Annotated in this window: 12 protein-coding genes and 1 pseudogene; 10 read left to right on the top strand and 3 right to left on the bottom strand. The window is 61.9% G+C overall.

Annotated features, from left to right (window positions below):
- Positions 1–21 precede the first annotated feature (21 nt).
- The 4 genes and pseudogenes from ilvA to KVG91_RS11770 all read left to right on the top strand — a co-directional run.
- Positions 22–1,545 (top strand): annotated as a pseudogene (gene ilvA, locus KVG91_RS11785) (threonine ammonia-lyase, biosynthetic); the annotation flags it as partial.
- 42 nt (positions 1,546–1,587) lie between these two features.
- A complete protein-coding gene (locus KVG91_RS11780; RefSeq protein ID WP_169376041.1) occupies positions 1,588–2,001 on the top strand; it encodes a DUF2269 family protein in 414 nt (137 codons plus the stop codon).
- Positions 2,002–2,010: 9 nt separating this feature from the next.
- Complete coding sequence (locus KVG91_RS11775) at positions 2,011–3,261, top strand: SDR family oxidoreductase (RefSeq protein WP_169376042.1); 1,251 nt, start codon at positions 2,011–2,013, stop codon at positions 3,259–3,261.
- Complete coding sequence (locus tag KVG91_RS11770; RefSeq protein WP_169376043.1) at positions 3,258–3,725, top strand: DUF2269 family protein; 468 nt, start codon at positions 3,258–3,260, stop codon at positions 3,723–3,725. Before KVG91_RS11775 ends, KVG91_RS11770 begins: the two co-directional genes overlap by 4 nt.
- Positions 3,726–3,836: 111 nt before the next feature.
- On the opposite strand, the gene KVG91_RS11765 is transcribed toward KVG91_RS11770, so the two are convergent.
- Entirely contained in the window at positions 3,837–4,493 is a 657-nt protein-coding gene (locus KVG91_RS11765; protein WP_076951915.1) for a histidinol-phosphatase, read from the bottom strand.
- Positions 4,494–4,636: 143 nt separating this feature from the next.
- Between KVG91_RS11765 and KVG91_RS11760 the strand changes: the two genes are divergently transcribed.
- Entirely contained in the window at positions 4,637–5,116 is a 480-nt protein-coding gene (locus KVG91_RS11760; RefSeq protein WP_003176750.1) for an RNA pyrophosphohydrolase, read from the top strand.
- Between the two features lie 22 nt (positions 5,117–5,138).
- The gene (gene ptsP, locus KVG91_RS11755; protein WP_169376044.1) at positions 5,139–7,418 is read left to right on the top strand and encodes a phosphoenolpyruvate--protein phosphotransferase; all 2,280 of its coding nucleotides are present in this window, start codon (positions 5,139–5,141) and stop codon (positions 7,416–7,418) included.
- Positions 7,419–7,516: 98 nt separating this feature from the next.
- Here ptsP and KVG91_RS11750 read toward each other — a convergent pair whose 3' ends face one another.
- Positions 7,517–8,263 (bottom strand): NRDE family protein, encoded by a 747-nt coding sequence (locus tag KVG91_RS11750; protein WP_169376489.1) that lies wholly within the window; start codon positions 8,261–8,263, stop codon positions 7,517–7,519.
- Between the two features lie 121 nt (positions 8,264–8,384).
- Between KVG91_RS11750 and KVG91_RS11745 the strand changes: the two genes are divergently transcribed.
- The 3 genes from KVG91_RS11745 (at position 8,385) to KVG91_RS11735 (ending at position 10,952) form a co-directional block, all read left to right on the top strand.
- Positions 8,385–9,167, top strand: coding sequence for a sulfite exporter TauE/SafE family protein (locus KVG91_RS11745; protein ID WP_169376488.1), 783 nt, complete (start codon positions 8,385–8,387; stop codon positions 9,165–9,167).
- A gap of 81 nt (positions 9,168–9,248) precedes the next feature.
- On the top strand, positions 9,249–10,061 hold the full coding sequence (gene lgt, locus KVG91_RS11740; RefSeq protein ID WP_169376487.1) for a prolipoprotein diacylglyceryl transferase: 813 nt from the start codon (positions 9,249–9,251) through the stop codon (positions 10,059–10,061).
- Between the two features lie 57 nt (positions 10,062–10,118).
- Positions 10,119–10,952, top strand: a complete 834-nt coding sequence (locus KVG91_RS11735; RefSeq protein WP_065924345.1) for a thymidylate synthase — start codon at positions 10,119–10,121, stop codon at positions 10,950–10,952.
- A gap of 364 nt (positions 10,953–11,316) precedes the next feature.
- Here the strand turns inward: KVG91_RS11735 and cadR are convergent, their stop codons facing one another.
- Positions 11,317–11,757: a Cd(II)/Pb(II)-responsive transcriptional regulator gene (gene cadR, locus KVG91_RS11730; protein WP_169376116.1), complete on the bottom strand. Its 441-nt coding sequence runs from the start codon at positions 11,755–11,757 to the stop codon at positions 11,317–11,319.
- A gap of 85 nt (positions 11,758–11,842) precedes the next feature.
- Here cadR and KVG91_RS11725 point away from each other — a divergent pair, with 85 nt between their 5' ends.
- Positions 11,843–14,101, top strand: coding sequence for a heavy metal translocating P-type ATPase (locus KVG91_RS11725; RefSeq protein WP_169376115.1), 2,259 nt, complete (start codon positions 11,843–11,845; stop codon positions 14,099–14,101).
- Positions 14,102–14,106 lie beyond the last annotated feature (5 nt).

The following is a 14,106-nucleotide window of genomic DNA, read 5'->3' as shown; positions in this document are numbered from 1 at the left end:
TGTCCAACCCGCCCAAGTGAACCTGCGCCGATGCTTGAACACTACGTCAAAAAGATCCTCACCTCGCGCGTTTACGACGTTGCCGTAGAAACTCCGTTGCAGACCGCCCGCCAGCTTTCCGAGCGGCTGGGCAACAAGGTCTGGCTCAAACGTGAAGACTTGCAGCCGGTGTTCTCGTTCAAGATTCGCGGCGCCTACAACAAGCTGACCCAACTGACCGGTGAAGAGCGTGCGCGCGGCGTGGTCACGGCGTCGGCGGGTAACCACGCCCAGGGCCTGGCCCTGGCGGCCAAGGTGCTGGGGGTCAAGGCCACCATCGTGATGCCCAAGACCACCCCGGAGATCAAGGTTGAAGGCGTGCGCTCCCGTGGCGGTAAAGTGGTGCTGCATGGCGATTCCTTCCCGGAAGCCTTGGCCTATTCGCTGAAGCTGGTTGACGAAAAAGGCTACGTCTACATTCACCCCTACGATGATCCACACACCATTGCCGGGCAGGGCACCGTGGCGATGGAAATCCTGCGCCAGCACCCAGGGCCGCTGGACGCGATCTTCGTACCGGTGGGCGGCGGCGGGCTGATCGCCGGTATCGCGGCGTATGTGAAATACCTGCGCCCGGAGATCAAGATCATCGGCGTCGAGCCGGACGATTCCAACTGCCTGCAAGCCGCGATGGCGGCGGGCGAGCGCGTGGTGTTGTCGACCGTGGGCATCTTTGCCGATGGCGTGGCCGTAGCGCAGATCGGCAAGCACACGTTCGACATCTGCAAGGACTATGTCGATGAAGTGATCACCGTCAGCACCGATGAAATCTGTGCAGCGATCAAGGACATCTACGACGACACCCGTTCCATCACCGAGCCGGCAGGGGCATTGGGCGTGGCCGGGATCAAGAAATACGTCGAGACCCGTGGCGTCACCGGGCAGACCCTGGTGGCCATCGACTCAGGTGCCAACGTCAACTTCGACCGCCTGCGCCATGTGGCCGAGCGCGCCGAGCTGGGTGAAGGGCGCGAAGCCATCATCGCCGTCACCATCCCCGAGAAACCCGGCAGCTTCAAGGCCTTCTGCGAGGCCGTGGGCAAGCGCCAGATCACCGAATTCAACTACCGCTACCACACCGGCAGCGAGGCGCACATTTTCGTCGGCGTGCAGACGCACCCGGAAAACGACCCCCGCAGCGCATTGATCGCCAGCCTTACCAGCCAAGGCTTCCCGGTGCTGGACCTGACTGAAAATGAACTGGCCAAGTTGCACATCCGTCATATGGTCGGCGGGCACGCGGCCAAGGTCAGCGATGAAGTGGTGTTTCGCTTCGAATTCCCGGAGCGCCCGGGTGCCTTGTTCAACTTTCTTAACAAATTAGGCGGGCGCTGGAACATCTCGATGTTCCACTATCGCAACCACGGCGCAGCCGATGGCCGTGTAGTCGCCGGCCTGCAAGTGCCGGCGCACGAGCGTCACCTGGTACCGGCCGCGCTGGAAGCGATTGGCTACCCGTACTGGGATGAGAGCGATAACCCGGCCTACACCCTGTTTCTCGGCTGAGCGGCTACGCTGGTTGGGAAGGCCTTTAAGGAAAGATGACTCATGGAAACCCTGTCCACCCTGAAAGTTATCCACGTCGCGGCCACCGTGTTGTTGCTGCTCAGTGGCTTTGGCCTGGCGTTGCTGGCCTGGCGCAAACGCAGCACCGGCGCGGCGGTGACCGTGCAGCGGCCGTGGGCCTTCATCTGGCTATTGATGGGCGTTTGCCTGGTCAGCATGCCGTTCACTGGCTGGTGGCTGGTGCACCTTGTCGGCTGGCCGTTGGGGCAGACCTGGATCCTGGGGTCCAGCCTCCTCTACAGCGTGGCGGCGCTGGCGTGGTTCTGGCTGGTGGCGCGGCTCAATCGGCTGCGCAAGGGCGAGGGCGGCAGCCTGAATTTCACCCTCGCACTGGCGGTGATCAGCCTGGTGGGTTTTGTGGCGATTGCCGGGTTGATGGGCGCCAAACCGGTCTAAAGGAGCTACATGAATATTCTTCTGGTGGGCGCCACTGGGTTTATCGGGCGCCACCTGCTGCGGGCCCTGCAGCAAGCGGGGCACTGCGTGGTTGCAACCTGTCGCGAGCCTCGAAGCCAGGATTGGCCCGGAGTGCAGTGGCGCTCGCTGGATCTGGGCCGGCTGGCTGCCGATACTGAAGCGTTCAACTTTCCTGAATCCGTTGATTTATTGATCAATGCAGCCGGTCTGCTGAGCGTGGACGCGGCCGAGTTGAGCCGGGTTCAGGATCAGGGCGCTTGCGCGTTGTTTGATCTGGCGGCGCGGCGTGGCGTGCGGGTGCTGCAGATATCGGCCTTGGGCGCCTCAACGCAGGCCGACGTGCCTTTTCTTGCCAGTAAAGGCGTAGCTGACGATTACCTGCTCGGCCTGAACATCGATTCAGTGGTGCTGCGCCCTTCCTTGGTTGTGGGTGAGGGCGGAGCGAGCAGCGCCTGGCTCGCCGCGCTTTCCCCCTGGCCGCTGATCCCGCTGCTGAACCTCAAGGCCCACCTGCAGCCGGTGCATATCGATGACGTGGTCGGTGCCGTGCTGGCGCTGCTGCGGCGCTGGCCTACCGAATCGATGGTATTGCCCTTGGTCGGGCCTGAACCGATGCGGCTGAGCCAGGTCATCGATCATTTGCGCGCCGCCCAAGGCTGGAGGCCGGGTCGATACGTGCAAGCCCCGTTGCTGAAATTGAGCGGTTGGATGGGCGACCGCCTGGGTTGGCGCGCGCTCAACAGACAAAGTATCACCCTGGCGCAACAGGACAATGTGGCCGACCCCGAGGTGCTGGCTTCGGTCTGCGGTTATTCGGCGGCGCCGCTGTCTTCGCGTTTGCAGGGCTGGCCGACAGCGGCCGTGAGCAGCCAGCTCACGATCCGGCCCCTGATGCTGGCGGTGCTGGTGCTGATCTGGCTGGGCACCGCAGCCGTGTGCCTGGGGCCGGGATACGACTGGGGCGTGCGCATCATGGCGCAGGCAGGCGTGCACGGCATCTGGGCGACGCTGGCGGTGATCGGCGGGTCGCTGTGCGATGGCCTGTTGGGCTTGGGGTTGCTGGTCCGCCGCTGGCGGCGCCGAACACTGATGTTGCAACTGTTGCTGATGGCCGGATACACCGTGCTCATCAGCCTGATTCTGCCCCACTATTGGTTTGACCCTTATGCCGCCGTCGCCAAGAACCTGGTGTTGATGGTGGCCACCTTATGGCTATTTTGGACTGAGCCCCGTCAATGAGCGCTTACCTGCTGTTGAAAACCCTGCATATCCTTTCTTCCACCGTCTTGTTCGGCCTTGGCGCCGGTTCGGCTTACTACGCGTTACGCGCCTGGCGCACCGGGAAGGTCGAAGTCATCGCTGTGACCTTCAAGCACCTGGTGTTCGCCGACTGGGCGTTTACCGCGACCACGGCGGTGTTCCAGCCGCTGAGCGGCATCGGCTTGATGCACCTGGCGGGGTGGTCTTTGCAGCAGAGCTGGTTGCAGTGGACGTTCGCCCTGTATGTGCTGGCGGGGATCTGCTGGCTGCCGGTGGTGTGGTTGCAGATTCGTGTGCACAAGATGGCGGAGCAGGCGTTGCGCGAGGGGACGGCGATGCCGCTCAAGGCCGCGACCTATATGCGTTGGTGGTTTGGCCTGGGGTGGCCGGCGTTTTTGGCGTTCATGGTGATTTTCTATTTGATGGTGGCCAAGCCCATGTAAGGCTTGAGACCGAGGTGACTGCATCGCAGGCAAGCCAGCTCCCACATTTGATCCGGTTTTTTCAGGGCAACTCGGTCAACTGTGGGAGCGGGCTTGCCCGCGATAGCGCCATCAGCTACGCAGCGTAATCACCGGCCAACCCCGCTTCTCGGCCTCAGCCCGCAGATTCGGATCCGGATCCACCGCCACCGGATGAGTCACCTGCTCCAGCAACGGCAGGTCATTCATCGAGTCGCTATAGAAATAACTGTCTTCCAAGCTGAAGCCGGTTTCTTCCAGCCAACGGTTCAACCGCGTCACCTTGCCCTCACGAAAGCACGGCACATCGGTGCTGCGCCCGGTATAGCGGCCGTTTTCCATCTCGCACTCGGTGGCGATCAGGGTGTCTACGCCCAGGCGTGCGGCAATTGGCGCGGTGACGAAACGGTTGGTGGCGGTGATGATCACCAGCTTGTCACCGGCGGCGCGGTGCTTGGCCAGCAGTTCTACGGCCCGCGGCAACATGATCGGCTCGATGCAATCGCGCATATAGTCGTTGTGCCACTCATCGAGCTGGGCCATCTCGGTGCGGCCGAGGATTTCCAGGCAAAAGTTAAGGTAGGCGGCGTTATCCAGCTTGCCGGCGAGGTAATCCTGGTAGAACTCATCGTTGCGGGCTTTATAGGCCACCGGGTCGAGAATCCCGCGTTCGCACAGGTAATCGCCCCAGGCGTGGTCGCTGTCACCGCCCAGAAGGGTGTTGTCCAAGTCGAATAAAGCCAGGCGCATTGCAGTTACTCGCTGAAAAGTCTGTAAAAAGGCGTCCAGAATACGGTCTTTTCACAAGAGTGCACATAAGGTAAGAAGCCTCGTTGCCGCTGGAACAACCTTTGTGGAACAATGCGGCGACATGCGTTTGCGAGGTTGTTGCCGTGATCGACCCCGATGGTTTCCGTCCTAATGTCGGGATTATTCTTACGAATGATGCCGGACAGGTGCTATGGGCTCGCCGAATCAACCAAGATGCCTGGCAGTTTCCTCAAGGCGGAATCAACCCCGACGAAACCCCTGAAGACGCCTTGTACCGTGAGTTGAATGAAGAAGTCGGCCTTGAGCGTGAAGATGTACAGATTCTGGCCTGTACCCGTGGCTGGTTGCGTTATCGTTTGCCGCAACGCCTGGTGCGTACCCACAGCCAACCGCTGTGCATCGGCCAGAAGCAGAAATGGTTTCTCCTGCGCCTGATCTCCAACGAGCAGCGGGTGCGGATGGATTTGACCGGTAAACCGGAGTTCGATGGCTGGCGCTGGGTCAGCTATTGGTATCCGTTGGGCCAGGTGGTGACATTCAAGCGCGAGGTTTATCGTCGCGCGCTCAAAGAGCTTGCCCCGCGCCTTTTAGCGCGCGACTGACGACGGAGTTCGACCCCGAGCCATGCTCAATACGCTGCGCAAGATCGTCCAGGAAGTTAACTCCGCCAAGGATCTCAAGGCGGCGTTGGGGATTATTGTGTTGCGCGTCAAGGAAGCCATGGGCAGCCAGGTCTGCTCGGTTTACCTGCTGGACCCCGAGACCAACCGTTTTGTGCTGATGGCCACCGAGGGCCTGAACAAGCGCTCCATCGGCAAGGTCAGCATGGCGCCCAATGAAGGTCTGGTGGGCCTGGTGGGGACGCGTGAAGAACCCCTGAACCTTGAACACGCCGCCGACCACCCGCGTTACCGTTACTTTGCCGAAACCGGCGAAGAGCGCTACGCCTCGTTTCTCGGCGCGCCGATCATTCATCACCGTCGCGTTGTCGGCGTGTTGGTCATCCAGCAAAAAGAGCGGCGCCAGTTCGACGAAGGTGAAGAAGCCTTCCTGGTGACCATGAGCGCGCAATTGGCCGGGGTTATTGCCCACGCCGAAGCGACCGGCTCGATCCGTGGCCTGGGCCGCGAGGGCAAGGGCATCCAGGAAGCCAAGTTCGTGGGCGTGCCGGGTTCGCCGGGCGCTGCGGTCGGTACGGCGGTGGTCATGTTGCCGCCGGCGGACCTGGATGTGGTGCCGGACAAGACCGTCAAAGACATCGACGCCGAAATCAAACTGTTCAAGACCGCCCTGGAAGGCGTGCGCGCCGATATGCGCAACCTGTCGACCAAACTGGCGACCCAGTTGCGCCCCGAAGAGCGCGCGCTGTTCGACGTGTATCAGATGATGCTCGACGACGCGTCCCTGGGTAACGAAGTAAAGACCGTGATCAAGACCGGCCAGTGGGCCCAGGGCGCGCTGCGCCAGGTGGTGACCGATCACGTCAACCGTTTCGAATTGATGGACGACGCCTACCTGCGCGAGCGCGCCTCGGACGTGCGCGACCTCGGTCGCCGTCTGCTGGCCTATCTGCAGGAAGACCGCACCACCAACCTGGTCTACCCCGCCAACACCATCCTGATCAGTGAAGAACTGACCGCCACCATGCTCGGCGAAGTGCCGGAAGGCAAACTGGTGGGCCTGGTGTCGGTACTCGGCTCGGGCAACTCCCACGTCGCGATCCTGGCCCGTGCCATGGGCATTCCGACAGTGATGGGCCTGGTGGACCTGCCGTATTCCAAGGTCGATGGCATCGACATGATCGTCGACGGCCATCGTGGCGAAGTCTTCACCAACCCCAGCGAGCTGCTGCGCAAGCAATACGCCGAAGTGGTGGAGGAAGAGAAGCAGTTGGCGCTGGGCCTTGATTCCTTGCGCGAGCTGCCGTGTGTGACCACCGATGGCCACCGTGTACCGCTGCTGGTCAATACCGGCCTGCTCGCCGATGTGGCCCGTGCGCAACAGCGCGGCGCCGAAGGGGTGGGGCTGTACCGCACCGAAGTGCCGTTCATGATCAACCAGCGCTTCCCGAGCGAGAAGGAGCAGCTGGCGATTTATCGCGAGCAACTGCAAGCCTTCCACCCGCTGCCGGTGACCATGCGCAGCCTCGACATCGGCGGCGACAAGTCACTGTCGTATTTCCCGATCAAGGAAGACAACCCCTTCCTCGGCTGGCGCGGTATTCGCGTCACCCTCGACCACCCGGAAATCTTCCTGGTGCAGACCCGCGCCATGCTCAAGGCCAGCGAAGGCCTGAACAACCTGCGCATCCTGTTGCCGATGATCTCCGGCACCCATGAGCTGGAAGAGGCGCTGCACCTGATCCACCGTGCCTGGGGCGAAGTGCGCGACGAAGGCGCCGACGTACCGATGCCGCCGATTGGCGTGATGATCGAAATCCCGGCGGCGGTGTACCAGGCCAAGGAGCTGGCGCGGCAGGTGGACTTCCTGTCGGTGGGCTCCAACGATTTAACCCAATACCTGCTGGCCGTGGACCGCAACAACCCCCGGGTGGCGGACCTCTACGACTACCTGCACCCGGCGGTGCTGCAAGCCCTGCAACACGTAGTGCGCGACGCCCATGCCGAAGGCAAGCCGGTAAGCATCTGCGGTGAAATGGCCGGCGACCCGGCGGCGGCGGTGCTGTTGATGGCGATGGGCTTTGACAGCCTGTCGATGAACGCCACCAACTTGCCAAAGGTGAAGTGGATGTTGCGCCAGGTTGAACTGAGCATGGCCAAGGATCTGCTGGCGGAGCTGATGACCATCGACAACCCGCAGGTTATCCACAGCTCGTTGCAATTGGCGCTGAAGAACTTGGGGCTGACGCGGATGATCAATCCGGCCTCGGCGAAAACCCTCTAGACCGCGTCGCGGCCATCGCAGGCAAGCCAGCTCCCACAGGGGAATGCATTCCAAATGTGGGAGCTGGCTTGCCTGCGATGGCGGCAGTCCAGGCGCCATTAAATCCTCAGCTCTACCTCGCCCAACCTACCACCCTGCGGCCCAAAACTGCGTTCCACCATCCGCCGCGTCCCGTCGGCATTCACAATCAATACCGTACTTGCCCGCGTCCCGTAACTCGGGCTGGCAATAAACACGCTCGACAGCAGGCTTTCAGTCGCCAACCCCACGCCGGTATCTGGCAACTGGCCAAACGCTGCCGTCTGCGGATCACTCAAAATCGCCAGCAACGCCTCAGGTTGTGGATCTTCCAGCACTTCGCTCAACGCCGCCTTGGCCTTGAGCAGCTTGGGCCACGGCGTATCAAGGCCAGCGTTGGATAACCCGTAAACGCCGGGCTCCAACCGCGTGGGCTCGGTCTGATTGGCGTTGTAGTGCCACAGCTCGTCCCGCGTGCCCACCAGCAGGTTAAACCCGGCATACTCAATCGAACGGCCGTTAACATCGGCCAGATAGTCGTCAATCGGCATCGAACCGTTGAGAAACCGCGCCACCAACTCACCGCGCGACTTACGTGCCGGCGGTTGGTGCGGGTCGCGGATGTTGGTCAAGGCGGCGAAGCGTCCGTCGGCATTGACCCCCAGCCAGGTGCCGCCTGCCTCCTGGTCGCGGCCGGCGTAAACGTGCGGCGCATCCGGCCACTGGGCCAGCGGCAGGCTGGGGCGGGCGTAGAACTCATCGCGGTTGGCCGCGACGATCAGTGGCTGGGCGTGGCCCGGCCGCCAGGCGAAAACAATCAGGCACATCAGGCGATTCCCCTTTGTGTTTTTGCCACTCTACCCACTCGGGCAAGGGCGTTCCATCGTATCCAGTTGGGTCGCATGCCTTCCATCCGTTAACATGCCGGACTTGGTCGGGGGGGCTCCCATGGAATTTTTGCTGTATTTGCTGCTTGGCGCCTGCGCAGGCGTGCTCGCCGGGCTGTTTGGCGTGGGCGGCGGGATCATCATCGTGCCGGTGCTGGTGTTCAGCTTCACCTTGCAGGGCTTCGACCCGCAGGTGCTGACCCACCTGGCCGTCGGCACTTCGCTTGCGACGATCATCTTTACCTCGGTGAATGCCGTGCGTGAGCATCATCGGCGTGGCGCGGTACGTTGGCCGATCTTTGCGTGGATGACCGTGGGTATCCTGATCGGCGCAGGCTTTGGCGCGCTGACCGCCGAAGCGATTTCCGGCCCTCACCTGCAAAAAATCATCGGTGTGTTTGCCTTGCTGGTAGCCGTGCAGCTGGCGCTGGATTTCAAGCCCAAGGCCAGCCGGACGGTGCCGGGCAAGCTCGGTCTTGGCCTGGCGGGCACAGTCATCGGCTGGGCCTCGGCGATTTTTGGCATCGGCGGCGGCTCGCTGACGGTGCCGTTTCTGACCTGGCGCGGCGTGCCGATGCAGCAGGCGGTAGCCACCTCATCCGCGTGCGGGCTTCCGATTGCGGTGGCCAGCGCGGCAAGTTTCATGATTCTGGGCTGGCATGACCCGCTGCTGCCCGCTCATAGTCTAGGGTTCGTGTATTTGCCGGCGCTGCTGGGCATTGCCCTGACCAGCATGGTGTTTGCCCGCTTCGGCGCACGCCTGGCGCACCGGCTGTCGCCGCGCTTGCTCAAGCGGTTGTTCGCCGGGCTGCTGTTCTGTGTCGGCATCACCTTTTTGATTTGATGGCAGTTGCTGTAACGCAGACTTAATCGCGCCCGGGCATGGTCCGGTCGCTATAACGGAATGATTTAACGAGGAGTCGCAATGCTGCCTTACCCGCAGATCGACCCGGTGGCCTTGGCCATCGGTCCGCTGAAAATCCATTGGTACGGGCTGATGTACCTGGTCGGCATCGGCGGTGCCTGGTTCCTGGCCTCTCGGCGCCTGAACCGTTTCGACCCGACCTGGACCAAAGAGAAGCTCTCCGACCTGATTTTCTGGCTGTCGATGGGCGTGATTGTCGGCGGGCGGCTGGGGTATGTGCTGTTCTACGATCTTTCCGCCTATATCGCCAACCCGACACTGATCTTCGAAGTATGGAAGGGCGGCATGGCCTTCCATGGCGGCTTTATCGGCGTAATGATCGCCGCCTGGTGGTTCGGCCGACGCAATGGCAAGTCGTTCTTCCAGTTGATGGACTTCATCGCACCGATGGTGCCTATCGGCCTGGGCGCCGGGCGTATCGGCAACTTCATCAATGCCGAATTGTGGGGCAAGCCGACCGACGTGCCATGGGCCATGGTCTTCCCGCCGTTCAGCGACCCGGCGCAACTGCCGCGCCACCCGTCGCAGCTCTATCAGTTCGCGTTGGAAGGCGTGGCACTGTTCCTTATCCTGTATCTCTTTTCGCGCAAGCCACGGCCCACCATGGCGGTGTCGGGGATGTTCGCGTTGTTCTACGGGATCTTCCGCTTTGTCGTCGAGTTCGTGCGCGTGCCGGATGCACAGTTGGGCTACCTGGCATGGGGCTGGCTGACCATGGGGCAGGTGCTCAGTATCCCGATGATCCTGGCCGGACTGGGCATGCTGTGGTGGGCGTACAATCGCCCGCAACCGATCAAGAACGCCGCGCTTTAAATTCGAATGCCGAGGTTTTTTCTCCAAAGCCTCGGCTTCAACGATACGGGTACACACATGAAGCAATACCTCGAACTCCTGAACGACGTCGTGACCAACGGACTCACCAAGGGCGATCGCACCGGCACCGGCACCAAGGCCGTGTTCGCCCGTCAGTATCGGCATAACCTGGCCGACGGCTTCCCGCTGCTGACCACCAAGAAGCTTCACTTCAAAAGCATCGCCAACGAGCTGATCTGGATGTTGAGCGGCAACACCAACATCAAGTGGCTCAACGAAAACGGCGTAAAGATCTGGGACGAATGGGCCACCGAAGACGGCGACCTGGGCCCGGTGTACGGCGAGCAGTGGACCGCCTGGCCGACCAAGGACGGCGGCACGATCAACCAGATCGATTACATGGTGCACACGCTCAAGACCAACCCCAACAGCCGCCGCATCCTGTTCCACGGCTGGAACGTCGAGTACCTGCCGGACGAAACCAGGAGCCCGCAGGAAAACGCGCGCAACGGCAAGCAGGCCCTGCCGCCGTGCCACCTGCTGTACCAGGCGTTCGTGCATGACGGTCACCTGTCGATGCAGCTGTACATTCGCAGTTCCGATGTGTTCCTCGGCCTGCCGTACAACACCGCCGCGCTGGCATTGCTCACCCACATGCTGGCCCAGCAATGCGACCTGATCCCGCATGAGATCATCGTTACCACTGGCGACACCCACGCTTACAGCAACCATATGGAACAGATCCGCACGCAACTGGCGCGTACGCCGAAGAAGCTGCCGGAACTGGTGATCAAGCGTAAACCTGCGTCGATCTATGACTATAAGTTCGAAGACTTCGAAATCGTGGGCTACGACGCCGATCCAAGCATCAAGGCTGACGTGGCGATCTAAAGCCTGACTCGGTTAAAACTGTGGGAGCTGGCTTGCCTGCGATGGCGGTCTGTCAGGCGACTATTTTTTGGATCTGGCCAGAGCAACAGCAAGCAGTTGTGTAGTGAGCGGGCTTGCCCCGCGCTGGGTGGCGAAGCGGCCCCAATAAAGCCACCCCAGAGTCCAGCTAGAACCAGGTCGCCTGGTTTGGGGCGGCTTCGCCACCCAGCGCGGGGCAAGCCCGCTCACTACAGAGATTTTTCAACCTTTGAAAGATGTGTAGATACCTATGCTGCGATAGCGGTGTATCAGCACCTGATATGTGACTGACACACCGCTATCGCAGGCAAGCCAGCTCCCACATTGGACTGCATTTCACGCCGGATCAGTGGCCGTGGCTTCGGCCGACATGTGACGGCTCAGCCTCGCTGGCCTGCACACTCCCACTGACCTCCAGACGCTGCAGAATCGCGCAATGATCCCCACCACCACAGCGCTGACGCAGATCCAGCAATTGCTTCTGCAACGCCAACAACCCATCGATCCGCGCTTTCACGTGGTGGATATGCTCATCGATCAACGCGTTCACGCTTTCACACTGGTCCTGTGGGCTATCGCGTAGCCCGAGCAGGCTGCGGATTTCTTCCAGGGTCATGTCCAGGCTGCGGCAGTTGCGGATGAAGATCAGCCGCTCGGTGTGTGCCTGGGTGTACACGCGGTAGTTGGCGTCGGTGCGCGCCGGCGGCGGCAGCAGGGCTTCCTTCTCGTAATAACGGATGGTTTCCACCGGGCAGTCGGTGAGTTTGGCCAGTTCGCCGATCTTCATCGCAGCAATCTCCAAATGGGTGCTTGACCCTATAGTGGCTACAGGGTCTTTACTTGGCAACAGGCACTTTTACGGACGCGACCTGATGAGCGACTCCATCCACACCCCGCACAAACATGACCATGACCACGGCGAGAAGAAGCTGACGCCTGTGCATAATCCTGCCCAGAACCATGGCCACGGCGGCTCGTGCTGCTCCAGTACCCCGGCCCCAGCGGTGGTGCAGCTGAGCGAAGCGCCCAGCGCCGGCGCGCGCCTGAGCACGTTCCGCATCGAAGCCATGGATTGCCCCACCGAGCAGACACTGATCCAGAACAAACTGGGCAAGCTTGCCGGCGTGCAGCAACTGGAATTCAACCTGATCAACCGCATCCTCGGCGTCACTCACGACTTGCCGAGCACCGCGCCGATCATCGACGCCATCAAATCCCTGGGCATGCAAGCCGATCCGCTTGAAGAGGGCGCGCCCGCCGCCACGCCTGTGGTCAAGAAACATTGGTGGCCGCTGGCGTTATCCGGTGTCGGCGCACTCGGCGCCGAAGTGCTGCACTTCACCAACGCCGCGCCCACCTGGGTGATTGCAGTCGTTGCGCTGGTGTCGATCTTCAGCGGCGGCCTCACCACCTATAAAAAGGGCTGGATTGCCCTGAAAAACCTCAACCTGAACATCAATGCCCTGATGAGCATCGCCGTGACCGGCGCAATCCTGATCGGCCAGTGGCCGGAAGCGGCCATGGTGATGTTCCTGTTCACCGTGGCCGAATTGATCGAAGCCAAGTCCCTGGACCGCGCGCGCAACGCCATCAGTGGCTTGATGCAGATGACACCTGAACAGGCCACGGTGCGGCAAGCGGACGGTTCCTGGGTTGAAAAAGAGGTCAAAAGCATCGAACTCGGCGCGGTCGTGCGGGTAAGGCCCGGCGAGCGCATCGGTCTTGACGGCGAAGTCACCGCCGGCCAGTCCACCATCGACCAAGCGCCGATCACCGGTGAAAGCCTGCCGATTGAAAAGACCGTGGGCGATAAAGTCTTTGCCGGCACCATCAACCAGGCCGGCGCTCTGGAATATAAAGTCACCGCAGCGGCCAACAACTCGACCCTGGCGCGCATCATTCACGCGGTCGAACAGGCCCAGGGCGCGCGGGCGCCGACCCAGCGTTTTGTCGACAGTTTCTCGAGGATCTACACCCCGGCGGTGTTCCTGTTCGCATTGGGCGTGGCGGTGATTCCACCGCTGTTCATGGCCGGCGCCTGGTTCGACTGGATCTACCGCGCCCTGGTGCTGCTGGTGGTCGCATGCCCCTGCGCTCTGGTGATTTCCACCCCGGTGACCATCGTCAGCGGCCTGGCGGCGGCGGCGCGCAAAGGCATCCTGATCAAGGGCGGCGTGTACCTGGAGGGCGGTTACAAGCTCGACTATCTGGCCCTGGACAAGACCGGAACCCTGACCCACGGCAAGCCGGTGCAAACCGATTACCTGGCGTTGTTCCCGAATGTGCAGGACAGCGCGCCGGCCCTGGCCGCGAGCCTGGCGGGGCGCTCCGACCATCCTGTGTCGCTGGCCATCGCCAACGCGGCTGTGGATAAAAACCTGCCGAGCCACGCTGTGGATAACTTCGAAGCCCTGCCCGGACGCGGCGTGCGCGGCGACATCGACGGCGAAACCTATCACTTGGGCAACCACCGCCTGGTGGAAGACCTGGGCTTGTGCTCGCCGCAGCTTGAGGAAAAACTCTTCGCCCTGGAGAAACAAGGCAAGTCCGTGGTGCTGCTGCTCGACAAATCCGGCCCGCTGGCGCTGTTCGCCGTGGCCGACACGGTCAAGGACAGCAGCCGTGAAGCCATCCGGCAACTGCACGAACTGGGCATCAAGACCCTGATGCTCACCGGCGACAACACCCACACCGCCCAGGCCATCGCGGCTCAGGTCGGCATCGACCAGGCCCAGGGCGACCTGTTGCCCACCGACAAGCTGCACGCCATCGAAGCCCTGTACAGCCAAGGCCACCGTGTAGGCATGGTCGGCGACGGCATCAACGACGCCCCGGCCCTGGCCCGCGCCGAAATCGGTTTTGCCATGGCCGCCGCCGGTACCGACACCGCCATCGAAACCGCCGACGTGGCGCTGATGGACGATGATTTGCGCAAGATCCCGGCTTTCATTCGGCTCTCCCGGCAAACGTCGAGTATCCTCAAGCAGAACATCGCCCTGGCGCTGGTGATCAAGGCGATCTTCCTGGCGGTCACCTTCCTGGGCATGGCCACCATGTGGATGGCGGTGTTCGCCGACATGGGGGTGAGCCTGCTGGTGGTGTTCAATGGCCTGCGCTTGTTGCGCAAATGAGGATG

Origin of the sequence: Pseudomonas azadiae, from assembly GCF_019145355.1 — a bacterium.
In the GTDB taxonomy this organism is placed as follows: Bacteria; Pseudomonadota; Gammaproteobacteria; order Pseudomonadales; family Pseudomonadaceae; genus Aquipseudomonas; species Aquipseudomonas azadiae.
This window is presented reverse-complemented; position numbering and strand designations above follow the sequence as displayed.

Coding starts and splice junctions, on each gene's coding strand:
- KVG91_RS11780 (WP_169376041.1), top strand. CDS start 1,588: ATGGAAACCCTGTCCACCCTGAAAGTTATCCACGTCGCGGCCACCGTG.
- KVG91_RS11775 (WP_169376042.1), top strand. CDS start 2,011: ATGAATATTCTTCTGGTGGGCGCCACTGGGTTTATCGGGCGCCACCTG.
- KVG91_RS11770 (WP_169376043.1), top strand. CDS start 3,258: ATGAGCGCTTACCTGCTGTTGAAAACCCTGCATATCCTTTCTTCCACC.
- KVG91_RS11765 (WP_076951915.1), bottom strand. CDS start 4,493: ATGCGCCTGGCTTTATTCGACTTGGACAACACCCTTCTGGGCGGTGAC.
- ptsP (WP_169376044.1), top strand. CDS start 5,139: ATGCTCAATACGCTGCGCAAGATCGTCCAGGAAGTTAACTCCGCCAAG.
- KVG91_RS11750 (WP_169376489.1), bottom strand. CDS start 8,263: ATGTGCCTGATTGTTTTCGCCTGGCGGCCGGGCCACGCCCAGCCACTG.
- KVG91_RS11745 (WP_169376488.1), top strand. CDS start 8,385: ATGGAATTTTTGCTGTATTTGCTGCTTGGCGCCTGCGCAGGCGTGCTC.
- lgt (WP_169376487.1), top strand. CDS start 9,249: ATGCTGCCTTACCCGCAGATCGACCCGGTGGCCTTGGCCATCGGTCCG.
- KVG91_RS11735 (WP_065924345.1), top strand. CDS start 10,119: ATGAAGCAATACCTCGAACTCCTGAACGACGTCGTGACCAACGGACTC.
- cadR (WP_169376116.1), bottom strand. CDS start 11,757: ATGAAGATCGGCGAACTGGCCAAACTCACCGACTGCCCGGTGGAAACC.
- KVG91_RS11725 (WP_169376115.1), top strand. CDS start 11,843: ATGAGCGACTCCATCCACACCCCGCACAAACATGACCATGACCACGGC.